The organism is Allobosea sp. MMO-172, assembly GCF_037147855.1.
Classification (GTDB): Bacteria; Pseudomonadota; Alphaproteobacteria; order Rhizobiales; family Beijerinckiaceae; genus Allobosea.
Genome location: NZ_JBBCUM010000003.1, coordinates 287635 through 311029 on the forward strand (window position 1 = coordinate 287635; position 23395 = coordinate 311029).

The window sequence follows — 23395 nt, forward strand, 5'->3', positions numbered from 1 at the left end:
CCATGACGGATCGAGGAATGCGCAGGGCATGATCGACGAGATGACGCCTGACCAAGCCATCGAGCGTGCCATCCGCGCGCGTCGCGCCATCCGCGCCTTCCTGCCCGATCCGGTCGAGCCCGCCCTCGTCCGCCGCCTGATCGATCTGGCGGCGCAGGCTCCTTCCGGCACCAATATGCAGCCGTGGAAGCTCCGGGTCATCGGCCCGCAATCACGCGCACGCCTCGAAGCCGCGCTGCTCGGCGCGCTCGATGCCGGCGGGCGCCCCGGCGTCGAGGAATACCGCTACTATCCCGCGCAGTTCCGCGAGCCCTATCTGGCGCGCCGCCGCAAGGTCGGCTGGGACCTCTACAGCCTGCTCGGCGTCGTCAAGGGCGACACCGAGGGCATGAAGCGCCAGACGGCCGCCAATCTGCGCTTCTTCGATGCGCCGGTCGCGCTGATGCTGACGATCGACCGCGATCTGGAGATCGGCTCCTGGCTCGATCTCGGCATGTTCATCCAGACCCTGCTGATCGCCGCGCAAGGCCATGGCCTCGATTCCTGCCCGCAGGCGATCTTCGCGCAATTCCACCCGATCGTGCGGCGCGAGCTCGAAATCCCCGAAGACGAGGTCGTGGTCTGCGGCATCGCCATCGGCAAGGCCGACCCCGACGCGCCGGCCAATCGCCTCGTGCCCGAGCGCGAGCCGGTCGAGGGTTTCACCACCTGGCTGGACTGAGGCGGCGCTCGAAAACGAGGCCATTCGCGGAATCTCTTCCGGTCAGCACCTCCGTTGTCATTCCGGGGCACGCCACAGGCATGAACCCGGAATGACAAAGGTGGCGCCAAGTCGCTGCGATCAGGCGGAACAGCGCCTACGCGCCCGTCTGCGCCGGCGTATCCTTCCGGAACAGCTTCACCACCGGCCCGACCAGCCAGTGCATCGCGACGATGGTGAGGCCGCCGACGATCACGCCGAATACGGCGGCGAGCGCGGCCCCGGCGAGCCATTCGCCGGCGCCGGCCAGTGCTGCCGGCAAAGCGCGCCCTGCTGCGACCGCGAGATCATGGACACCATGGCCAAGGCCGTTGAGGCCATATTCTTCCAGCCCGTGGATGATGATGCCGCCGCCGACCCAGAGCATCGCGGCCGTGCCGACCACGCCGAGCAGGTTGAGGAAATGCGGCATGGCGACGACGAGGCCGCGCCCGAAGGGCTGCGTCAGCCATGACAGGGCGCGGTCGAGTGTTCCCGCCTCGCCGGCTTCCAGCCGCCGCAGGCCGAGCAGGCTCGCGGCCGGCCGTTGGTTGGCCGCCAGCGCCATACCGGCATCGTCGGCCTTCACGATCAGCGCGACGACGCCATAGACCACGACGGTGATGCCGATGCCGACGATGGCGAGCACCGACGCCTTCATCCAGAAGGACTGATCGGCGACGCCGGCCAGCGTGATCGCCATGATCTCGGCCGAGAGGATGAAATCCGTCTTCACCGCGCCGGCGATCTTCTGCTGTTCCAGCGCCGCCGGATCCCCGGTCGCTTCGCCGGCCTTGCCGTCGCCATGGGCCCCATGCGGCATGACCAGCTCCAGGAGCTTTTCGGCGCCCTCGAAGCAGAGGAAGACACCGCCGGCCATCAGGAGCGGCGTGATCGCCCAGGGCGCGACCAGCGCCAGCACGAGCGCGCCCGGCAGCAGGATGAGCAGCTTGTTGCGCAGCGAGCCCATCGCGATCCGCCAGATGATCGGCAATTCCCGCGCCGCCGCGAAGCCGACGGCATAGCGCGGCGTCACCGCGGCATCGTCGATCACCACGCCGGCAGCCTTGGCTCCGGCCTTGCCGGCCTGTGCGACGACATCGTCGACGGAAGACGCCGCGATCTTGGCGATGCCGGCGACGTCGTCCAGCAGCGCAAACAGCCCCGAAGCCAAGCGGCTCTCCTCGGAAAATTATCGGATCAGGCGAGGATAGAGCGGTTTTCGCTCATCGCAATGACAGCGCGTCGCGTCACCCTTTCAGGCTGGCGAACCCCTTGCCTTCGGCTGCGAGGCGCTTGAGCAGCGGCGCCGGCTCCAGCGCCTTGTCACCGATCTCGGCAGCCTGCACCTCCAGCCGCTTGACGATCACGTCGAGCCCGACGCTATCGGCCCAGAACATCGGTCCGCCCCGCCAGGCCGGCCAGTTATAGCCGTTGATCCAGACGATATCGATGTCGCCCGGCCGCGCCGCGATGCCCTCCTCCAGGATGCGCGCGCCCTCGTTGACCATCGGGTCGAGCAGGCGGGCGAGAATTTCCTCCTGCGTGAAGGCGCGCCGCGTCACGCCCTGCTCGGCGGAAATGCGGGCGATCAGCGCCTCAACCTCGGGGCAGCGCTGCCCGCTGCGGGCACCTTGCGGATAGATGTAATAGCCGCGCCCGGTCTTCTGGCCGAACCAGCCGGCCTCGCAGATCGCATCCGCCACGGCAGCCTTGAGGCCGCGCGCCTTGCGCGAACGCCAGCCGATATCGTTGCCGGCGAGATCGGCCATGGCGAAGGGGCCCATCTTGAAGCCGAAGCCGACCAGCGCGGCATCGACCTCATGCGGCAGGGCGCCGGCGACCAGCAGGCGCTCGGCGGCACGGGTGCGCTGCTCCAGCATACGGTTGCCGACGAAGCCGAAGCCGTTGCCGACGACGACCGGCACCTTGCCGAGCTTGCGGCCGAGCGCGGCAGCGGTCGCGATAGCATCGTCCGCCGAGCCCTTCGGCCGCACGATCTCCAAGAGCTTCATGACATTGGCCGGGCTGAAGAAATGCATGCCGATGACGTCCTGCGGACGCTTCGTCGCCGCCGCGATGGTGGGCACGTCGAGATAGGAGGTGTTGCTGGCGAGGATCGCGCCGGGCTTCGCCACCTTGTCGAGCTCGCCGAAGATCTGCTGCTTGACGCCCATTTCCTCGAAGGCGGCCTCGATAACGATATCGGCCCCCGCCGCAGCCGCGAGTCCGACCGCCGGCTTGATCAGCCCCATGCGCCCGGCCTTGGCCTCCGGCGTCAGCGAGCCCCGCGAAACCGAGATGTCGTAGATCGCGCCGATGCGGTTGACGCCATTGTCGAGCGCGGCCTGTGCCGTCTCGATCAGCGTCACCGGGATGCCGGCATTGGCGAAGCACATCGCGATGCCGCCCCCCATCGTGCCGGCGCCGATCACGGCGGCGCTGGCGATCTCGCGTGGCTTCACCTCAGGCCCGATGCCCGGCACTTTCGCGACCTCGCGCTCGGCGAAGAAGACATGACGCAGCGCCTTCGAACGCTCGTCGATGAGCAACGACAGGAAGAGCTTGCGCTCCACCGCAACGCCCTCCGCGAAAGGCAGGGTGAAGCTCGCGCGCACGGCCTCGACCAGAGCCGGCACGTTCGGCATGCCTTCGGCCTTCTTCACGGCATCCTTGGCAAGGGCCTCGAAGGCCTCGCGATCGGCCTCGGTCAATTCACCGGTGGCAGCACTCGTGACCGGGCGGCGCCCCTCAGCCGCCAGCGCCTCGGCCAGACGGCTTGCGGCAGCCACGACATCGCTGGAGACGACCTCGTCGAGGAGCCCGTATTCAAGCCCCTTGCCAGCCGAGATCGGCTCGCCCGAGAGCATCATCGGGAAGGCCTTGGCCGCTCCGATCAGGCGCGGCAGGCGCTGGGTGCCGCCGGCACCGGGAATGAGCCCGAGCTTGATCTCCGGCAGACCGAGCTTGGCCGCCGGCAGCGCGACGCGGCCGTGGCAGGCGAGCGCGACCTCCAGCCCTCCGCCCAGCGCCACGCCCTGGATCGCCGCGACGACCGGCTTCGCCGACACCTCGATCGCGTCGAGCAGATCGGGCAGCAGCGGCGGGGCCGGCGGCTTGCCGAACTCGCTGATATCGGCGCCGGCAATGAAGGCCTTGCCGGCGGAGGCGATCACGATCGCAGCGACCGCCTTGTCGGCATTGGCCTGCTTGATGGCGCTCGCCAGCCCTTCGCGCACGGCAGCACCGAGCGCATTCACCGGAGGGTTGTCGATCGTGGCGATCGCGACCTTGCCGCGAACCTCAAGCTGAACCTTCGTCATCGACGTCTCCGCAATCCCTGTCCCGCGCGCCTCGACTCGCACGCGAAGGCAGCGAAGGCGTCTCGCCGCGCAGGGGAGGATCGCACCCGCGCGATGTCAAGCACCGGGCGGCGACGAAAGGCGCATCTGGCCTCGCTTGACCCCCGGCGAAGGCCCATGCGATCCCGGCACGGCAATCAGGGAGCGGACCGATGAGCGAAGTGCTGAGCGAAACCGTCGCGGCAGGCGTGGTGCAGGTCACCATGAACCGGCCCGACCGCAAGAATGCGCTCGACCGCGCGAGCTATGCCGGCTTGATTGCCGCGATCGCCGCCGCCGAGGCCGACGCCTCGATCCGCGCGATCCTGCTGACCGGTGCCGGCGGCACCTTCACCAGCGGCAACGACATCAAGGATTTCGCCATGGCTGCCGCGGCCGGCGAGGGCCCGCGCGTCGCCATCGATTTCCTCGAGGCGATCTCGACCGCGAAGAAGCCGATCGTCGCGGCGGTCGAGGGCTTCGCGGTCGGCATCGGCACGACGATGCTGCTGCATTGCGACTTGGCCTTCGCGGCCCGTTCGGCGACTTTCCGCCTGCCCTTCGTGACGCTGGGCCTCTGCCCCGAGGGCGGATCGAGCTATCTGCTGCCGCTCGTCGCAGGCTCGAAGAAGGCGGCTGAACTGCTGATGCTGGGCGAGGCCTTCGATGCCGAGACCGCCGCCGCTGCCGGCCTCGTCAACGCGGTCACCGAGGACGGCACGGCGCTTGAAGCCGGCCTCGCCAAGGCGAAGGCGCTGGCTGCCCTGCCGCCGGAATCGCTCGCCCTGACCAAGATGCTGCTGAAGCGCGGCTCGGCCCAGGCCGTGGCCGAGACCATCGCGACCGAGGCCCGCCATTTCGGCGAGCGCTTGAAGTCCCCGGAGGCGATGGCCGCCTTCATGGCCTTCCTCAAGAAGTGAGGCGTGGGGGGCCGCCGGCCGCCCCCACCCCCCCGCGCCCCCGCCGCCCCACGCGCGGCCGCGCGCCGCGCCGCCCCCGCCGCGCGGCGCGGGGCTCCCCCCCCCCGCCCGTTCGGTGCCTTTGTTCGCGGGGGGGGGGGGTGGGGGGGGGGGGGGGGGGGCCGGGGGGGCGGGGGCGCGGGCCCGTGCCGTTGGGGGGGGGGGGGGGCCCCCCCCCCCCCCACCACCCGCCTGCGCCCCTTCAGCCAGTCGCGCGTCCAGGCGAAGACCGGCCAGAGCAGCGCGGCGAAGGTCATCGCCGCCAGCACCGACGAGACCGGCCGGTCGAAGAAGGGCAGCACCGATCCGTCCGACTTGATCAGCGACGTCACGAAATTCTGCTCCACCATCGTGCCCATGACGATGCCGAGCACCATCGCCGCGACCGGATAGCCGTTCTTCTCCATCACGAAGCCGAACACGCCGAAGAAGGCGACGCACCAGACCGCGAACAGGTTGTTGCCCGCCGTGGCGAAGGCGCCGACCGCGCAGAAGATCATGATCACCGGCATCACCGCCGAGCGCGGCGCGCCGACGACCTTGCTCGCCAGCCGGATCATGATGATGCCGAAGGGGATCATGATGATGTTGCCGAGGATGAAGATGATGTAGAGCGCGTACATGCTCTCGGCCTGGCTGGTGAACAGCGTCGGCCCCGGATTCAGCCCCTTCATGTAGAGCACGCCGATCGCGATCGCGGTGATCGTGTCGCCAGGAATGCCGAAGAGCAGCGCCGGCACCCAGCCCGAGGCGAGCGAGGCGTTGTTGGAGGCGCCGGCCTCGATCAGCCCTTCCGGATGGCCGGTACCGAACTTCTCCGGCGTCTTCGAGAAGCGCTTGGCCATGGCGTAGCTGACCCAGGCCGCCATGTCGGCGCCGGCACCGGGCAGCACGCCGATGATGATGCCGACGATGTTCCCGCGCGTCTGCTGCTTCGGATATTCCTTGGTGAGCTTCCACTGCCCCTTGAGGATCGAGCCGAGCTTGCGGTTCTCGATCTTCGGCGGGTCGCGCTCGGTCAGCGAGCGCATCACCTCGGCCAGCGCGAAGACGCCGACCAGCGCCGGGATGACCTCGATGCCACCGAGCAGGTTGGTCGAGCCGAAGGTGAAGCGCGGCACGCCGCCGGGATTGTCGATGCCAATGCAGGTGATCAGCAGGCCGAGCAGCATCGCCGCGATCGCCTTGATCGGCGAGGAGCGTGCCACCAGCGTCGAGCACATCAGGCCGAGCATCGCGAGCCAGAAATTCTCGTAGGTCGAGAAGGACAGGGCCATCTCGGCCAGAAGCGGCGCGATCAGCATCAGCGAGAGCGTGCCGGCGATCCCGCCCAGCGCCGAGAACCACAGGCAGATGCCGAGCGCCGTCTCCGCCTGGCCCTTGCGCGTCATCGCATAGGCTTCGTCGGTATAGGCGGCCGAGGCCGGCGTGCCAGGGATGCGCAGCAGGCAGCCCGGAATATCGCCGGAGAAGATCGCCATGGCGGAGGCGGTGATGATCGTCGCGATCGCCGCGATCGGCGAGAGATAGAAGGTGACCGGCACGAGCAGCGCCGTCGCCATGGTGGCGGAAAGGCCGGGCAGCGCGCCGACCGTCAGCCCGTAGAAGGCCGACGCCACGATGGCGATCATCACGTCGAATTGGAAAACCAGCCCGAAGGCCTTGATGACGGTATCCATCGTCAGGCCTCGCTCACCAGGGGAAGGGCAGCATGCCGCCGGGCAGCGGCACGCGCAGCAGCTTCAGGAAGATCAGGTTGATCATGAAGGGCGCGATGATCGCGAGCGGCACCGCAAGCTTCGGCTTGGCGCCGAAGGCGAAGCTGCAGAGCAGCACCATGATCGCCGTCGTCGGCAGGAAGCCGAGCGGCTCCGAGGCCAGCGCGTAGAAGGCGAGCAGAGCCGGCGGCAGCAGGGCCAGCCAGTTGCGCCAGGTCGGCACCGGCACGAGCTCCTCGGGCGTTGCGTGGCTGACCACGTCAGCCTCGGCGACCTCCTCGAAATGGCGGCCGATCCCGAAGACGATCAGGCTGCCGCAGATGACGAGCCCCGCGCCGACGACCATCGGAAAGGCGGAGGGGCCGACCTGCTGGCCGGGCACCGGCGGCAGTTTCGAGCCGTAGATGAAGGCGGCGGCCCCAAGCGCGGCGAGCGCTGAGCCGGTGATGCGGTCGGATAGTTGCAAGGGCGCAACCTCCCTGGACGATCAGATCATGACGAGACGAAAACGCCGGGAGCTTTCTGCTCCCGGCGCTCAGCGTTTCCGGCCGTTCAGCCCTTGGCGAGGCCTGCCGCCTTCATGGCGGAGGCCATCGAGGCGTCGCTTGCCGCCATGAAATCGGCGAAGCCCTTGCCATCCGCGAACTTCATGCCGAAGCCGCGGGAGTTCATGAAGTCCTGATAGTCCTTCGAGTCGAAGGCCTTCTTCAGCGCGGCCGTCAGCTTGGCCGCGATCTCAGGCGGCAGGCCCTTCGGCGCGCCGATGCCGCGCCAGGCGCCGATCGAGTAGTTGATGCCGAGCGTCTCGTTGAGCGTCGGAACGTCCTTGAACTGCGGATTGCGCGCGCTCGCCATGATCGCCAGCGACTTGGCCTTGCCCGCATCGATCATCGCGCGTGCTTCCGGCACCGAGCAGGTGACGATGTCGATGCCGCCGGCCGCCAGATCCTGCATGCCGGGCGCCGCACCGTTCGACGGCACCCAGGCGACGTGATCGGGCTTCAGGCCCATGGCGACGAGCCAGCCGATCAGGGCGAGATGCCAGATGCCGCCCTGGCCGGTGCCGGATGCCTTGAGCTTGCCCGGAGGGGCCGCCTTGATCGCGTCGGCCAGCGCCTTGATGTCCTTGTAGGGGCCGGCGGTCGAGACCTGCACGCCCGGCGGGTCCTCGTTCATCAGCGCGAGCGAGGTGTAGCTCGTCGATTTCAGGTCGGTCAGGCCCTGATGATGCATCATGGCGATCTCGACCGTCAGCATGCCGATATTGTAGCCGTCCGGCGCCGCCGTCGCGATGGCCGAATGGCCGACCACGCCGGAACCACCGGTGCGGTTGACGACGTTGACCGGCTGGCCGAGATCCTTTTCGAGAAGCTGCGCGACGATGCGCGCGGTCGCGTCCGTGCCGCCGCCAGCGCCCCATGGGCAGACCATGGTGATCGGCCGCGACGGGTAGTTTGCCTGCGCGATGGCAGGCGCCGCGATCAGGCCCGCGCCGGCCGCTGCCGCGCCCTTGAGCACAGTTCGCCTGTCGATGAAATCGGTCATTCCCCAGTTCCTCCGCTAAATCGATTTAGTGTCCGGGCGCTCCTCGTCCGCGACGGGGCTCCCTTGATGTGACGGGCATCATCTGAGCCGATCGCGCGGCCAGTGACAACCTCTCATTTTGGCCGAGGCTACAAACCGCAGACGATGGGCTGGACCGCCCCGGAAACCCGCTCCACCACCGCGCCGGTGCTGAGCTCCGATCCGGCCGCGGCAGCCGGCAACGACACGCCCGCCTTGCCCAAAACCGCCTGGATGGCCGTGGCATCGGCAAAGGCGTAGCTGCGCTGCGGCGCGACGCCGGCGATCAGGATCTTGTCGGAGGGGTTGTCGGTGACGATCCCGACGAGCCGGCCCTGCCGGTCGAAGGCCGGCGCACCCGCCTGCCCCGGCTGGAGCGGCGCCTTCAGCGCCGGCTTGCCGCCGGCCGGCGCGCCCAGCCCGGGCAGCGCCACGGCAGCTCGCTTGCCGGCATCGTTGCCATAGGCCACCAGCACCAGTGCCTCGGAAGCGCCCGCCGCCTCGCTGCGCAAGCCCGGCGGCTTCGCCGCGCCCGTGCCCTCCAGATCGAGCACGGCAAGACCGCTCGCATCGTCCTTCAGGCGCAGCTTGGCATTGCGGGTGCCCACGCGCAGGCTGCGGCAGTTATCGATCGCGGACGCGGCGCCGAGCGCCGTCCGCTCGTTGAGCGCGAGCGCGACGCCATAGCGCTCGTTGGTGCGCGCAGCCGGCGCCAGCAGCGAGGACAATCCCGAGGACGGGCTCGCAGCCGCGCCCGCGACGGCCGGAGGCTGGGTCGGAACCGCGCCGGTCGGGAACGGCTCGAAGCTCGCGGCGATCGCGATGACCAGCTTGTCCACGGTCGGTGCCAGCGCCTTGTCATAGCCGATCGAGAAGCCGCGCAGGCCCTGCGGCCCGGCCGAAAGCCGGCGATAGAACCGTCCGGTCGGCGTCTCGCCGGTGACGACGAAGAAATCCGGCCGCAGCAGTTTGTAGGTGATCTTGCGTGGGCTGTTCGGGCTGACGGCGATCGCCTTCTCGAAGATCGCCGCGAGATCGTCGCCGCCGGGCGGCGTGGTCGAGGTGTCGAGCGTCACCTTCTCGTCGGCGCTCTGCCAGCGACTGCCGCCGGAGGGCGTCACATCGCGCTTCGGCAGGAGCTTCTGGGGGATGCCGATCTGCACCCCGGTCTTGTCGTCGGCCAGCACCTTGAACCCGGCCGCGTCGCGCGCCGCCTGCGCCACCCTGGCGAGCGCTGCCCGCTCGGCCGGCGGCAGCAGACCGTCGGCCGGGCCGCGCGCGCCCTTGAAGGCATTGATCGCGCGGAAGGTCAGCGGGCCATAAGAACCGGAGACCGCGCCGTTGAACTGCCCGGCCCAGATCAGATCGTTCTGGATCGCCTTGCGCTCGGCCTCGGGCAAGGCCTCGAAGCCGGCTTGCGCCGCCGCCATCTGCGGCGAGGGGCCGGGCGCGGGAGCCTGCGCGCCGGCGAGCGGCGCCGACAGCAGCGCGAACGTGAGCGCCACGCTGCGGAGCAGTGTGATTCGCTGGGATCGGAGAATGGCGCGCGGCATTGGGTCTCGTCCTTGAGAACGGGCGAAGCGGCTGCATTGAGCGTCAGAACGCGCCGCGCCGCAACCGGCAGCTGACATTAACGCGCGGGTCATCCCGGGCGACCGGAGGGAGACCCGGGATCCATTCCGGAACATATCTCGGTGAGGCTCTGGAATGGATCCCGGATATTCGCTTCGCTTCGTCCGGGATGACCCGCGTGTGAGGATCGAAATGGGTATCTCGACAGCCCAACCTCGCGCGCCCTGCATTCGCATGACTTGAACGCGCGCGGCACGGTGATAGCCTGCCGGCCCCGTCTCACGCCGTCATCGGCTTGACGCCATGCCCGCTGATCCTTGGCTGGCCGATCGACGAAGAGGACCGACGATGACCCTGCTTTCCCGTCTCGCGCTCGCCCTCTCGCTCACGCTGGCGGCGGCCCCCGCCCTCGCCCAGAAGGCCTATGTCCGCAACGACCTCCTCACCGACGGGCAGCGGCTGGAAGAGCGCCTGAAGCGCGAGCTCCCGGCCGGCAACCGCATGGCAGCGGACGCTATCCGCGCCGGCGAGATCGCGCTCGGCCGTGGCGATGCCCGCTCCGCCCTGCCCCAGGCCAATGCCGCGGTCGTCGCCGATTCCAGCAATGCCGCCGGCTGGCGCCTGATGGCACGCGCCGCCAACGCGATCGAGCCGCGCGACTACCGCGAGCGCTGGGAACTGCGCGAGCGCGCGGTCGCGGCCGCCTATCTCGCCTATCAGCGCTCGACCAACCGCAATGACGAGGCCGCCTCGCTCGGCATCCTCGCCCGCACCTTCGAGAAGAACGAACTCTGGCGCCCGGCGCTGACAACCTATCGCCTCAGCCTCGATCTCGCCGCCAATGCTGCCCTGCAGAGCTCCTATGAAAGCCTGCGCGAGAAGCGCGGCTTCCGCCTGCTCTCGAACAAGACCGATTCCGACGCCGCATCGCCGCGCGCCTGCTTCGAGTTCTCGGAAGCCCTGGCGCGCGGCCGGGTCGATTTCGCGCCATACGTGGCGATCTCGGGCGGCAAGGGCGATTTCGCCGTCAGCGCCGAGGACCGCCAGATCTGCGTCGACGGCCTCAAGCATGGCGAGCGCTATGCCATCGTCATCCGCCAGGGCGTGCCCTCAGCCATCCCCGACGAGACGCTGCTGAAATCGGCCGATTACGAGATCTATGTCCGCGACCGCACCCCCTCCGTGCGCTTCACCGGCAAGAACTACGTGCTGCCGCGCACCGGCCAGCAAGGCATCCCGGTCGTCTCGGTCAATTCCGGCAAGCTCGATCTCGAGGTCATGCGGATCGGCGATCGCAACCTGATCAACTCCGTCCATTCCGAGGATTTCCTCAGCCAGATCGGCTCCTATTCCGCCCGACAGATCTCCAGCGACAAGGGCCAGACCGTCTGGACCGGCACGATGGACGTGAAGTCCGAATTGAATCAGGACGTGATCACCGCCTTCCCCGTCACGGAAGCGGTCGGCAGCCTGAAGCCCGGCGTCTACGTGATGTTCGCCAAGCCCTCGGGCGGGCCGGCCGCGGCGGCGCCCAGCGACGACGGCGATTCCTATGATGACGGCTCGACGCGGGCGACGCAGTGGTTCGTCGTCTCCGATCTCGGCCTGACCTCCTTCACCGGCCCGGACGGCGTGCATGTGCTCGCCCGCTCGCTGGCCGACGCCAGGCCGATCGCCAATGCCGAACTGCGCCTGATCGCCCGCAACAACGAGGTGCTCGGCACGGCGAAGACTGACGGCAACGGCTATGCCCGTTTCGATGCCGGCCTCGGCAAGGGCCAGGGCGGCAATGCGCCCGGCCTCGTCACCGCGTCCCTCGCCGAGGATTACGGCTTCCTCGACCTCAAGCAGACCGCCTTCGACCTCTCCGATCGCGGCGTGAAGGGCCGCGTCGCCCCCGCCGGGCTCGACGCCTATCTCTATACCGAGCGCGGCGTCTATCGCTCGGGCGAGACCGTCTATCTCACCTCGCTGCTGCGTGACGCCAAGGGCGCTGCCGTCACCGGCCTGCCGCTGACCATCGTCATCAAGCGTCCCGACGGCGTCGAGTATCGCCGCCGGCAGGTCGAGGATCAGGGTGCGGGCGGCCGCGCCCATTCGATCCAGCTCGTCTCCGGCGCCGCGACCGGCACCTGGCGCATCCTCGCCTATTCCGACCCGAAGGGCCAGGCGGTCGGCGAGACCTCCTTCCTCGTCGAGGATTACGTGCCCGAGCGGCTGGAGCTGACGCTGACGCCGAAGGCCCCGCTGCTCCAGGCCGGCCAGCCGGCCGAGCTCGACGTCAACGCGCGCTATCTCTACGGCGCGCCGGGCTCCGAGCTCGACGTCACCGGCGCGATGACGATCCGCGCGGCCGATGCCAGCGCCATTCCCGGCTTCAAGGACTATCAGGTCGGCCTCACCGACGAGGCTTTCGAGCCGATCCAGAGCGAGTTCGAGGAGAGCACCACGACCGACGCCGCCGGCAAGGCGACGATCTCCAACCCGGTCCAGCAGGCCGACACCAACCGTCCGCTCGAAGTCGAGATGACCGTGCGCGTCGGCGAGCCCGGCGGGCGCGCCATCGCCCGCTCCGTCACCTTGCCGATCGTGCCCAAGGGCGCCGCCATCGGCGTGAAGAAGCTGTTCCGCGACGGCGATCTCGGCAACGGCCAGACCGCCAATTTCGAAGTGATCATGGCGACCGGCGACGGCAAACGCCTTGCCCGGCCCGGTGTCAAATGGGTGCTGTCGAAGGTGCGCCGCAACTACCAGTGGTTCTTCCAGGACGGCCGCTGGAATTATGAGGGCGTCAAGACCACCCGCCGCGTCGCCGATGGCGAGATCGCAGTGGCGGAAGCCACTGGGGCCAAGATCGCCGCCCCCGTCGAATGGGGCAATTACCGGCTCGACGTGACCTCGGACGGCAACGAGGCGGCCGAGACCTCGGTTTCCTTCAGCGTCGGCTATGAGAGCGACAAGACCGCCGATACGCCGGATGTGCTCGACGTCGCCTTGGACAAGGCCTCATACGCCGATGGCGAGAGCCTGCAGGTTCGTCTCTCGCCGCGCTTCGCCGGCAAGGCGACGCTCGCCGTCGTCACCGACAAGGTCGCGGATATCCGCACCATCGACATCGCCGAGGGCGGCACCTCGGCCAGCATTCCGGTCAAGGCCGAATGGGGCGCCAGCGCCTATCTCGTCGTGCTCGCCCATCGCCCGATGGACGCTGCCGCCAAGCGCCTGCCCGGCCGCGCCATCGGCCTCTCCTGGTTCCAGATCGGCAAGGAGACGCGCACGCTGGCGCTCGATCTCGGCGCGCCCAAGCTGGTGCGCCCGCTGACCACGCTCTCGCTGCCGGTCAAGGTCACCGGCATGAAGGCGGGCGAGGAAGCCTATGTCACCCTGGCGGCCGTCGATATCGGCATCCTCAACCTCACCCGCTACGAGAGCCCCGACGCCAGCAAGTTCTTCTTCGGCCAGCGCCAGCTCGGCCATGACCTGCGCGATCTCTACGGCTACCTGATCGACGGCATGCAGGGCACGCGCGGCGCGATCCGCACCGGCGGCGACGCCGCGCCCAAGATGGACGGCGAGAAGCCGACGCAGGAGCCGCTCGCGCGCTATTCCGGCGTGGTCAAGGTCGGGCCGGACGGAACGGCGAAGATCGATTTCGAGATGCCGGCCTTCAACGGCTCGGTCCGCGTCATGGGCGTCGCCTGGTCTTCCGGGCGCACCGGCCAGGCCAGTGCCGATGTGATCGTCCGCGACCAGATCGTCGCGCAGGCGACGCTGCCGCGCTTCCTCGCCATCGGCGACCAGTCGCGCTTCCATCTCCAGGTCGACAATGTCGAGGGCCCCGCAGGCTCCTACACCGTCGATCTCGACGTGAAGGGCCCGGTGCTGGTCGCGGCCGACGCCACCCGCCGCACGATGCAGATGGGTGCCGGCGCCAAGACGCAGATGACGATCCCCGTGACTGCCGCCGGCCTCGGCCGCGCCGAGTTCGACGTGCGCGTCTCCGGCCCGAACGGGCTCAGTACGGTGCAGAACCTCGCCGTGCGCGTGCAGCCCTCGGCCGCGACGATCGCGCGCCGCATCGTGCGCGCCATCCCCGGCAATGGCGGGGCGATCACCGTCTCCTCCGACCTCTTGGCCGATCTCGTGCCGAACTCGGGACAGGTCTCGGTGACGGTCTCGCCCTTCGGTTCGCTCGACGTGCCCGCTCTGCTCAAGGCGCTCGATCGCTACCCCTATGGCTGCACCGAGCAGACCGTCTCGCGCGCCCTGCCGCTGCTCGCTGTCAACCAGCTCGCCTCGCTGGAGCAGCTCGCGCTCGATGACAAGGCCGACGAGCGCGTCGTCAACGCCATCGAGCGCGTGCTGGCGCGGCAGGGCGGCAACGGCTCCTTCGGTCTCTGGGGCGTCGGCGGCGACGATCTCTGGCTCGATGCCTTCGTCACCGACTTCCTGACGCGGGCCCGCGAGAAGCAGTTCGCGGTGCCCCAGATCGCCTTCAACCTCGCGCTCGACCGCCTGCGCAATCAGGTCGTCAACACCAGCGAGATCAACAAGGAAGAGGCCGCCGGCATCGCCTATGCGCTCTATGTGCTCGCCCGCAACGGCCGGCCGGTGATGGGCGACCTGCGCTATCTCGCCGACAACAAGCTCGGCGATTTCGCGACGCCGCTCGCCCGCGCCCAGATCGGCGCGGCGCTCTCGGCGCTGGGCGATCGCGGCCGCGGCCGTGCCGCCTTCGGCAGCGCGCTCGGCCTGCTCCAGCAGGCGAGCGACGACGGCTTCTCCCGCCCCGATTACGGCTCCCGCCTGCGTGACGGCGCCGGCGTGCTCGCCCTGATCGCGGAGGCTAATGGCGAGCGCGCCGACATTTCGCGCGCCGTCTCGATCCTCGACGCTACCCGCAACAGCGCCCGCTACAGCTACACCTCGACGCAGGAGCAGATGTGGATGGTGCTGGCGGCGCAGGCCATGGCCAAGGACGCCGAGGGCATGACGTTGACGGTCGACGGCGCTCCCCGCAAGGGCGCGCTCTACCGCACGCTCTCCGCCGAAGCGCTGGAGACGAAGTCGCTGACCATCGCCAATCCCGGCGCCGGCAATGCCCAGGCGGTGATCACCGTCGCGGGTATCCCGACCGCGCCGGAGCCGGCCCTGAACCAGGGCTTCGGGCTGGAGCGCGTCATCTACACGATGAAGGGCGAGAAGGCCGATCCGGCGCGCCTGCGCCAGAACGAGCGCTATGTCGTGGCGCTGACCGTGACGGAAACTGCGCCGCGCTACGGCCGGCTGCTGCTGGTCGATCCCGTCCCGGCCGGGCTTGAGATCGAGAATGCCAACCTGACGGAAGGCGCCTCGGTCGCCGGCCTCGACTGGCTCAAGCAGGAGGTCTACCCGGTCCATACCGAGTCGCGCGACGACCGTTATGTCGCCGCCTTCGAGCGCTCCGGTTCGCGCAGCGACAAGCTCTCCTACACCGTCGCCTATATCGCACGGGCCGTTTCGCCCGGCCGCTACGTCTCCCCCGCCGCCGTGATCGAGGACATGTACCGGCCGGATCGCTTCGGCCGCACCGGCTTCGGCGCGGTGGAGATCACGTCGGCGCGGTGAAGGCACTGTCGCTATGGCGCAGGATGAAAAATCGAGCGCAACGGAACCCCCTCTCCCCTCGGGGGAGAGGGTTGGGGTGAGGGCGCGCGCGACGCTTGGTCGTTTGCCCGCTCGCCTGACCACCCTCTTCCGTCAGCGCTTCGCGCTGCCACCTTCTCCCCCGAGGGGAGAAGGGAAGCGGCCACGTTTCCGCAAACTGAAGATCGCAGCTGGCGCTGTCGCCATCTCGATAACCGCAGCCGGCACCGCCCTCATCCTCTACACCCGCTCCCTCCCCCCGCTCGATCTCGCGGCCGCCGCCGACCGCTCGACCGTTGTGCTCGACCGCGAAGGCAAGCTGCTGCGCCCCTTCCTCACCGCCGACGGACGCTGGAAGCTCCCCGTCACATCAGAGGATGTCGATCCGCGCTATCTCGCCATGCTCAAAGCCTTCGAGGACAAGCGCTTCGATGGCCATCGCGGCATCGACCCGTTAGGCATGCTGCGCGCCGCCGGCCAGATGCTGCTGAACCGCCGCGTCGTCTCCGGCGGCTCGACGCTGACGATGCAGGTCGCGCGCCTGCTTGAACCGCGCGAGGAGCGCACGCTTGCCGCCAAACTCCGGCAGGCCGTGCGCGCCGTCGAGCTGGAACGGCGCTTCGACAAGGCCGGCATTCTCGATCTCTACCTGACGCTCGCCCCCTTCGGCGGCAATCTCGAAGGCGTGCGCGCCGCGAGCTTCGCCTATTTCGGCAAGGAGCCGAAGCGGCTCTCGACCGCCGAAGCCGCGCTGCTCGTCGCCCTCCCGCAATCGCCGGAGACACGCCGGCCGGACCGTTTCGTCGAGGCCGCCCGCAAGGCGCGCGAGCGCGTGCTGGAACGGGTCGAGCAGGCGGGCTTGGCCACGCGCGACGAGGTCGCAGCAGCCCGCAACGAACCGATCCCGACCGGGCGCCGCCCCTTCCCCAATCTCAGCCCCCATATCGCCGAGCAGGCGGTGGCCGAGGCGCCGGCCGAGCGCGTCCAGAAGCTCTCGCTCGACGCGCGCCTGCAGGCTGCGCTCGAAGGGCTCGCGCGCGAACGCAGTCTCGGACTCGCGCCCCAGGTCTCGATCGCGATCCTCGCCGTCGACAACGAGACCGGCGAAATCCGTGCCTCGGTCGGCGGCGTCGACTACTTCGCGGCGGAGCGTGCCGGCTCCCTCGACCTGACGCGGGCGCTGCGCTCGCCCGGCTCGGCGCTCAAACCCTTTATCTACGCGCTCGCCTTCGACAACGGCATCGCCCATCCCGAGACGATGCTGGAGGACCGGCCGGCACGCTACGGCATCTACATCCCTGAAAATTTCGACATGACTTTTCAGGGCATGGTCAGTGCCCGCAAGGCGCTCCAGCTCTCGCTCAATGTGCCGGCCGTCGAACTGCTGTCCTCGCTCGGCCCGCAGCGCTTCCTCTCGCGCCTGCGCGATGCCGGCGTCGCCATTGCCATGCCCCGGGATAGCGGCGCGCCCGGCCTCGCCGTCGGCCTCGGCGGCCTCGGCATCACCTTGCAGGACCTGACCCGCGCCTATGTCGGGCTGGCACGCGGTGGCGAGATGCTTCCGCTGCGCTTCCGGCAGCAGGCGGCGCAGAGCGGTCCGGCGCCGCGCCTCGTCGATCCCGTCGCGGCCTGGTATGTCGCCGATACGCTGCTCGGCGCGCCGCCGCCGCTCAATGCCGTGCCCGGCCGCATCGCCTACAAGACCGGCACCTCCTACGGCTATCGCGACGCCTGGGCGGTCGGCTTCGACCGCAAGCACACGATCGGCGTCTGGGTTGGCCGGGCCGATAACGGCGCTGTGCCCGGCCTCGTCGGGCGCACGGTCGCAGCGCCGATCCTGTTCGACGCCTTCGCTCGGCTTGGCATCGATCCGCGTCCCTTCCCGCAGCCGGCGGATGCGATCGTCGCCAGCACCGGCCACCTGCCGCCGCCGCTGCGGCATCTCCGGCAGGACGTGCCGAAAACCGTGACGGCGATGACGACGCCGGCGCTGAAGCTCGCCTTCCCGCCGGACGGCGCCCGCATCGATCTCTCGGCCGCCGCGCTCGACGGCAACGGCCGGCTCAACCTCAAGGTAGCCGGCGGCTCGCCGCCCTATACCTGGCTGGTCGACGGCACGCCGGTGACCGAGCCCCAGCGCCGCCGCGAGACGCAGTGGCAGCCGCCGGGCAAGGGCTTCATGCGGATATCGGTGATCGACGCGACCGGGGCGAGCGAGAGCGTCTCGGTGAGATTGCAGTAGCGCTCCCGCGCGTCATCCCGCACGCGCTGCGGCACGTAAGTGCTGCTGCGCAGATGCGGGACCGTCATCAGGAATAGGCGCCCCTCTTGTGCAAGGGGCGCACTTTGCTTGAAGGGCGTTCTCTCGTCACGCGGCCCCGTGTCTGCGCAGCAGCACTGAAGTGCCGCGGCGCGCACGGGATGACACCTACTCCGCCGGAGCCGGATGAGCCCCGTGTCCTTCCTCATGCGGCGCATGGCGCGAGCCATGGACCGTACGGGCGAGATAGCTATAGGCGACCGGAACCACATAGAGCGTCAGCAAGGTGCCGAAGGTCATGCCGCCGACGATGACCCAGCCGATCTGCGAACGGCTCTCCGCGCCGGCGCCGGTCGCGATGGCGAGCGGCACCGCGCCGAGCACCATCGCACCCGTGGTCATCAGGATCGGCCGCAGGCGCAATTCCGCCGCCTCGACGAGGGCGTCGATCATCTCCCGGCCTTCCTCGCGCAGCTGGTTGGTGAACTCCAGGATCAGGATGCCGTGCTTGGTGATCAGGCCGACAAGCGTGATCAGGCCGATCTGGCTGTACACGTTCATCGTCCCGCCTGTGTAGTAGAGCGCAGCCAGCGCGCCGGTCAGCGAGAGCGGCACCGAGACCATGATCACGACCGGGTCGATGAAGCTCTCGAACTGCGCCGCCAGCACCAGATAGATGAAGCCCAGCGCCAGCAGGAAGACGATGAAGATGCTCGCGCCCGACTGCTTGAACTCGCGGCTCTGGCCGGAATAATCGACCTGCACCGAGGAGGGCAGCACGCGCGCCGCGGCGTCTTCCAGAACTTTCAGGGCATCGCCGAGCGAATAGCCCGGCGCGGGGATTGCGGTGACCGTCGCCGAACGCAGCTGGTTGAAGCGGGTCAGCTCCTTGGGCGCCACGTTCTCGTCGATCTTGACCAGGCTGGAGAGCTGCACCACGGCGCCGCCGCGCCCCATCAGATAGATCGACTGCAGTGCCTGCGGCGTGTTGCGCTCCGAACCCTCGACCTGCAGCACGACGTCGTACTGCTTGCTGTTCATGTTGAAGCGAGTCACCTGCCGGCCGCCCAGCAGCGTCTCCATCGTACGCCCGATGATGTCGACGCCGACGCCGAGATCGGCGGCGCGCTGCCGGTCGATCGAGACCTTGATCTGCGGCTTGTCGAGAATGAGGTTGGTCTCGACATTGGTCAGGACCGGCGAGTTCGCGACCTCGTTCATCAGCTGGTCGACATAGGCCTTGATCTGCGTATAGGGCTCCGAGGAGCGCAGCACGAACTCGACCGGCTTGCTGTTCGCCTGGCCCTGCCCGAGCGAGGCCGGATTGGTCGCGAACAGGCGGATGCCGGGGATCTGCGACAGCCCCTTGTTGATCTCGGCGACGAGATCCTGCTGCTTGCGCTGGCGCTCTTCCCAGGGCTTGAGGCGGGCGAAGCCGATGGCGCGCGTCACGTCCGGGAAGCCGGCGATGACGAGATAGGTATCGACCTCGGGAATCTTGCTGAAATACTGCTCGACCTGGCGCGCGTAGTCGGCCGTGAAGCTGATCGTGGCGCCTTCGGGGGCGACGCCGACGGCATTGATCGTGCCGCGATCCTCGACCGGCGCCAGCTCCGAGCGCAGATGCGTGAAGAAGTAATAGCCGCTGCCGGCAACGCCCAGCGCCAGCAGCACGACCAGCGGGCGGATCGCGAGAGCGCCGCGCAGCGAGGCCTTGTAGCCGCGCGACAGCGCGTTGAAGCCGCCTTCCAGCACATTGTAGAGCCAGTTGTGCTTCTCGTGATGGCGCAGCAGCTTGGCGCACATCATCGGCGTCAGCGTCAACGCGACGAAGCCGGAGACCAGCACGGCGCCGGCCAGCGTCAGCGCGAATTCGATGAAGAGCTTGCCGGTGCGGCCGGTCGAGAACGCCATCGGCGCATAGACCGCGACCAGAGTCAGCGTCATCGCCACGACCGCGAAGGCGATCTCGTTGATGCCGCGGATCGCCGCCGGGGTCGGCTGCATGCCGTCCTCGATATGGCGATGCACGTTCTCCAGCACGACGATGGCGTCGTCGACGACGAGGCCGATGGCGAGCACCATCGAGAGCAGCGTCAGCGTGTTCACGGTGAAGCCGAACGCGTACATCAGCGCGAACGAACCGATCAGCGAGACCGGGATCGTCACCAGCGGGATCAGCGTCGCGCGCACCGAGCGCAGGAAGATGAAGATGATCAGCACGACCAGCACGATCGCCTCGATGATCGTCTGGTAGACCGCCTTGATCGAGCGGTCGATGAAGACCGAGGTGTCGTAGGACTTCGCGATCGACATGCCTTGCGGCAGGTCCTCGATGATGCCCGGAAGCGCCTCCTCGATGCCGGCGGAGACGTCGAGTGGATTGGCCGTCGCCTGCTTGACGATGCCGATGGTCACCGAGGGCGTGCCCTTGAACCAGGCAGCGTTGCGCTCCTCGCGGGCGCCGAGCTCGACCTTGGCGATGTCCTTGAGCTTGACCGGGAAGCCGTTGGCGTCCTTGACCACGATCTCGCGGAACTCGGCCGGGGTCGTCATGCTGGTCTGCGAAAGCACCGTGAATTCGCGGTCGTTGCTCTCGATCCGGCCCGACGGGATCTCGACATTCTGCGCCCGGACCGCCGCCTCGATCTGCTGGACCGAGATGTCGTAGGCCGACATGCGGGCGCGATCGAGCCAGATGCGCATCGCATATTGGCGCTGGCCGAGAATGCGGACCTCCGCCACGCCGGTGACGTTCTGGACGCGGTCGGAAATGAAGCGGTCGGCGAAGTCGGTGAGCTCGAGCGGCCCGTCCTTGGAGCTGGTCAGCGAGAGATAGAGGATCGGCTGCGCGTCGGCCTCGACCTTGGCGATGACCGGCTCGTCGATCTCGTCCGGCAGGCGGCTGCGCACGCGGCTGACGCGGTCGCGCACGTCGGAAGCGGCGACGTCGGGATCGACATCCGGGCGGAAGCGCACCTGGATGAAGCTGCGCTCCTGGCGGCTGGCCGAGGAGATGATCTCGATGCCCTCGATGCCGGCGATCGAGTTCTCGAGAATCTGGGTGACCTGCGTCTCGATGATCTCGGCCGAGGCGCCGCGATAATCGGTGCGGACCGAGACGATCGGCTCGTCGATATTCGGGTATTCGCGGACGGTCAGGCGACCGTAGGAGACGATGCCGATCAGGATGACGAGAAGGCTCAGCACCGTCGAGAGAACGGGCCGGCGGACGAAGAGTTCGAAGAGGCTCATCGGCGCGGTCCTAGAGCTGGCTCGTCTGGACGACCTTGTCCTTGATCGCGATGATCGCGCCGTCGCGCAGGCGCATCTGGCCGGCGGTGATGATCTGCATGTCGGGCGTCAGCCCGCTGATGATCTCGACCTTGCCCGGCAGGCGCTTGCCCAGCTCGACGACGACCCTCTTCGCCTTGCCCTTGTCGACGACGTAGATGATCTTGCCGACCGCATCGGGCACCACCGCCATCTCCGGCACGACGATCGCCTTCTCGCGATAGTCCACGGTGATGGCGAGCCGGGCGAAGAGGCCGGGCTTCAGCGCGAGATCGGCATTGGGGATGTTGGCGCGCAGGCGGATCGCCCGGCCGTTGACGTCGACCACAGGATCGATCGCGTAGATCTGGCCCTGGAATTTCCGGTCCGGAACGGCATCGACCTTCATCTGCACGGGCTGGCCGACCTTGAGGCGGCTCAGATAGATCTCCGGTACGCGGAAATCGATCTTGATCGGGTCGATGCTGGTCAGCGTGATCAGCTGCTTGCCGACCGAGACGTAGTCGCCGACGCCGACCGAGCGCAGGCCGACGACGCCGGTGAACGGCGCCACGATGGTCGACTGGGCGAGCTTGGCCTTGGCGAGCTGGACGCGGGCCTCGCTGGACGCGAGCTTGGCTGCGGACTCTTCGAGCGCGACCTGCGTGCCCGAGCCGCGCGAGACCAGCCCCCTGAGCCGATCATTGGTATCGCGGGCGAGGCCGAGATCGGCCATTGCCTGCTTGAGCTCTGCATCGAGAATCGCCGTGTCGAGCTTGACCAACTCCTGCCCGGCCTTGACGCGCTCGCCTTCCTTGAAGCCCAGGAAGATGACGCGGCCGGCGATCTCCGGCGCGATGACGACGGATTCATCGGCGGCGAGCGTGCCGAGCGCCTCGACCTCCTCGCTCACGGTCGCCAGCTCCACGGACGCAATCTCGACAGGCACGCCGCGCGGACCCGTGACCGCGCTGGCCTGCGCCTGCTGGGTGCCGGTGCGCTGGTTCCGGTAGGCGTAATAGCCGCCGCCCGCGATGGCGGCGACGAGAACAAGAAGAACGAACCGCTTCATCAGGCTGGAGGCTCCGTTGCCGCCCATTGGTCTTAAATGGAACGAAAGGCGTTGCTAAGATGCCGGCGCGCCACAGCGGCACAAAAACAGCGGTTCTTGTGCCGATGCCGTATCGTTTCGGCCTCGCAGGCATCAATGCAAGATGCTTGCCGATAAGAGGCCCACCGTCACGGGCATCTCCGCCGCACACAGACATCCACGATCATCCTGCCGCCAAGCCGCGGATCGTCCAAGCGCATTCTGGGCACCTCACGAAACGTTGACCGGCTCGCGAGAGCGCAAATCGCGCTTTTCAGGGCCTTCCACACCCTGTCACGTCGCTGTCATCCGCGGCCTCTAGGGCTCGCGGCGATCGAGACGCCTGACCCTCCGGCCCTGGCCGGACGGGAATGCGCTCATGCCCGCATCGTGCCCGAGAACCAGTCCATGCTCCGCATCGAAGGTCTGACCAAGCGCTTTGGCGACAGGAACGCGGTCGACACCGTGACCCTGACCGTGCCGAAGGGAGAGATGGTCGGCGTGATCGGCCCCTCCGGCGCCGGCAAGTCGACGCTGCTGCGCATGCTGAACCGGCTGACCGAGCCGACCTCCGGCCGGATCGTCTGCGAAGAGCAGGACGTGACCGGGCTGAAGGGCGCCTCGCTCCGCCGCTGGCGCCGCGATACCGCGATGATCTTCCAGCAGTTCAATCTCGTCGGCCGCCTCGACGTGCTGACCAATGTCCTGCTCGGCCGGCTGAACCATCGCTCGGCGGCGCTGACGCTGGTGAAAAGCTTCTCCGAGGACGACAAGATCCGCGCCATCGCGGCGCTCGAGCGTCTCGATATGGGCCACTTGCTGGCGCAGCGCGCCGAGACCCTCTCCGGCGGCCAGCAGCAGCGCGTCGCCATCGCCCGCGCCCTCGTCCAGGAGCCGCGCATCATCCTCGCCGACGAGCCGATCGCCTCGCTCGACCCGCGCAACACCCAGGTCGTCATGGACGCGCTGTTCCGCATCAATCGCGAGGACGGCATCACCGTGATGTGCAACCTGCACGACCTCGACATCGCTGCGAAATACTGTGACCGCCTGATCGGCATGTCCGCCGGCAAGGTCGTGTTCGACGACGTGCCGCAGGCGCTGACCCGCGAGATCGCCGCCGAGCTCTACGGCATCGAGGCCAAGGATGCCGGCGCCGAGGCACTGGATGCGCTCGACGCCATCGCCGCCTCCGAGGCGAAGCGCGCCCGCCAGAAGACCGCCTGATTTCCAGAGATCGCCGGACCGGCCCGAG

General features: G+C 68.5%; 12 protein-coding genes and 1 pseudogene. 5 read left to right on the plus strand and 8 right to left on the minus strand.

Annotated elements, in window-relative coordinates:
* The first annotated feature begins 40 nt into the window (after positions 1–40).
* On the plus strand, positions 41–721 hold the full coding sequence (locus WFK61_RS06625) for a nitroreductase (RefSeq protein WP_257734023.1): 681 nt from the start codon (positions 41–43) through the stop codon (positions 719–721).
* Between the two features lie 136 nt (positions 722–857).
* Here the strand turns inward: WFK61_RS06625 and WFK61_RS06630 are convergent, their stop codons facing one another.
* Positions 858–1913, minus strand: coding sequence for a DUF808 domain-containing protein (locus WFK61_RS06630; protein WP_336810749.1), 1056 nt, complete (start codon positions 1911–1913; stop codon positions 858–860).
* Positions 1914–1989: 76 nt separating this feature from the next.
* Positions 1990–4062 (minus strand): 3-hydroxyacyl-CoA dehydrogenase NAD-binding domain-containing protein, encoded by a 2073-nt coding sequence (locus WFK61_RS06635; RefSeq protein ID WP_336810750.1) that lies wholly within the window; start codon positions 4060–4062, stop codon positions 1990–1992.
* A gap of 191 nt (positions 4063–4253) precedes the next feature.
* Here WFK61_RS06635 and WFK61_RS06640 point away from each other — a divergent pair, with 191 nt between their 5' ends.
* A complete protein-coding gene (locus WFK61_RS06640) occupies positions 4254–5000 on the plus strand; it encodes an enoyl-CoA hydratase-related protein (protein WP_336810751.1) in 747 nt (248 codons plus the stop codon).
* A gap of 239 nt (positions 5001–5239) precedes the next feature.
* Here WFK61_RS06640 and WFK61_RS06645 read toward each other — a convergent pair.
* The 4 genes and pseudogenes from WFK61_RS06645 to WFK61_RS06660 all read right to left on the minus strand — a co-directional run.
* A pseudogene (locus tag WFK61_RS06645) lies at positions 5240–6718 on the minus strand (tripartite tricarboxylate transporter permease); the annotation flags it as partial.
* Between the two features lie 13 nt (positions 6719–6731).
* Complete coding sequence (locus WFK61_RS06650) at positions 6732–7223, minus strand: tripartite tricarboxylate transporter TctB family protein (protein WP_336810752.1); 492 nt, start codon at positions 7221–7223, stop codon at positions 6732–6734.
* Positions 7224–7309: 86 nt separating this feature from the next.
* On the minus strand, positions 7310–8302 hold the full coding sequence (locus tag WFK61_RS06655; RefSeq protein WP_336810753.1) for a tripartite tricarboxylate transporter substrate binding protein: 993 nt from the start codon (positions 8300–8302) through the stop codon (positions 7310–7312).
* A 128-nt stretch (positions 8303–8430) separates the two neighbouring features.
* Complete coding sequence (locus WFK61_RS06660; RefSeq protein WP_336810754.1) at positions 8431–9825, minus strand: serine protease family protein; 1395 nt, start codon at positions 9823–9825, stop codon at positions 8431–8433.
* A gap of 415 nt (positions 9826–10240) precedes the next feature.
* Between WFK61_RS06660 and WFK61_RS06665 the strand changes: the two genes are divergently transcribed.
* On the plus strand, positions 10241–15499 hold the full coding sequence (locus tag WFK61_RS06665; RefSeq protein ID WP_336810755.1) for an alpha-2-macroglobulin family protein: 5259 nt from the start codon (positions 10241–10243) through the stop codon (positions 15497–15499).
* A 196-nt stretch (positions 15500–15695) separates the two neighbouring features.
* The gene (pbpC, locus tag WFK61_RS06670; RefSeq protein WP_442896274.1) at positions 15696–17759 is read left to right on the plus strand and encodes a penicillin-binding protein 1C; all 2064 of its coding nucleotides are present in this window, start codon (positions 15696–15698) and stop codon (positions 17757–17759) included.
* A gap of 186 nt (positions 17760–17945) precedes the next feature.
* On the opposite strand, the gene WFK61_RS06675 is transcribed toward pbpC, so the two are convergent.
* A complete protein-coding gene (locus tag WFK61_RS06675; RefSeq protein WP_336810756.1) occupies positions 17946–21032 on the minus strand; it encodes an efflux RND transporter permease subunit in 3087 nt (1028 codons plus the stop codon).
* Between the two features lie 10 nt (positions 21033–21042).
* A complete protein-coding gene (locus WFK61_RS06680; RefSeq protein ID WP_336810757.1) occupies positions 21043–22122 on the minus strand; it encodes an efflux RND transporter periplasmic adaptor subunit in 1080 nt (359 codons plus the stop codon).
* Between the two features lie 426 nt (positions 22123–22548).
* Between WFK61_RS06680 and phnC the strand changes: the two genes are divergently transcribed.
* The gene (gene phnC, locus WFK61_RS06685) at positions 22549–23367 is read left to right on the plus strand and encodes a phosphonate ABC transporter ATP-binding protein (protein WP_336810758.1); all 819 of its coding nucleotides are present in this window, start codon (positions 22549–22551) and stop codon (positions 23365–23367) included.
* The last annotated feature ends 28 nt before the right edge of the window (positions 23368–23395 follow it).

What these genes read in the sequence shown, in the direction of transcription:
- phnC (WP_336810758.1), top strand. Translation starts at nt 22,549, where the DNA reads ATGCTCCGCATCGAAGGTCTGACCAAGCGCTTTGGCGACAGGAACGCG.
- WFK61_RS06680 (WP_336810757.1), bottom strand. Translation starts at nt 22,122, where the DNA reads ATGAAGCGGTTCGTTCTTCTTGTTCTCGTCGCCGCCATCGCGGGCGGC.
- WFK61_RS06625 (WP_257734023.1), top strand. Translation starts at nt 41, where the DNA reads ATGACGCCTGACCAAGCCATCGAGCGTGCCATCCGCGCGCGTCGCGCC.
- WFK61_RS06655 (WP_336810753.1), bottom strand. Translation starts at nt 8,302, where the DNA reads ATGACCGATTTCATCGACAGGCGAACTGTGCTCAAGGGCGCGGCAGCG.
- WFK61_RS06665 (WP_336810755.1), top strand. Translation starts at nt 10,241, where the DNA reads ATGACCCTGCTTTCCCGTCTCGCGCTCGCCCTCTCGCTCACGCTGGCG.
- WFK61_RS06640 (WP_336810751.1), top strand. Translation starts at nt 4,254, where the DNA reads ATGAGCGAAGTGCTGAGCGAAACCGTCGCGGCAGGCGTGGTGCAGGTC.
- WFK61_RS06635 (WP_336810750.1), bottom strand. Translation starts at nt 4,062, where the DNA reads ATGACGAAGGTTCAGCTTGAGGTTCGCGGCAAGGTCGCGATCGCCACG.
- WFK61_RS06675 (WP_336810756.1), bottom strand. Translation starts at nt 21,032, where the DNA reads ATGAGCCTCTTCGAACTCTTCGTCCGCCGGCCCGTTCTCTCGACGGTG.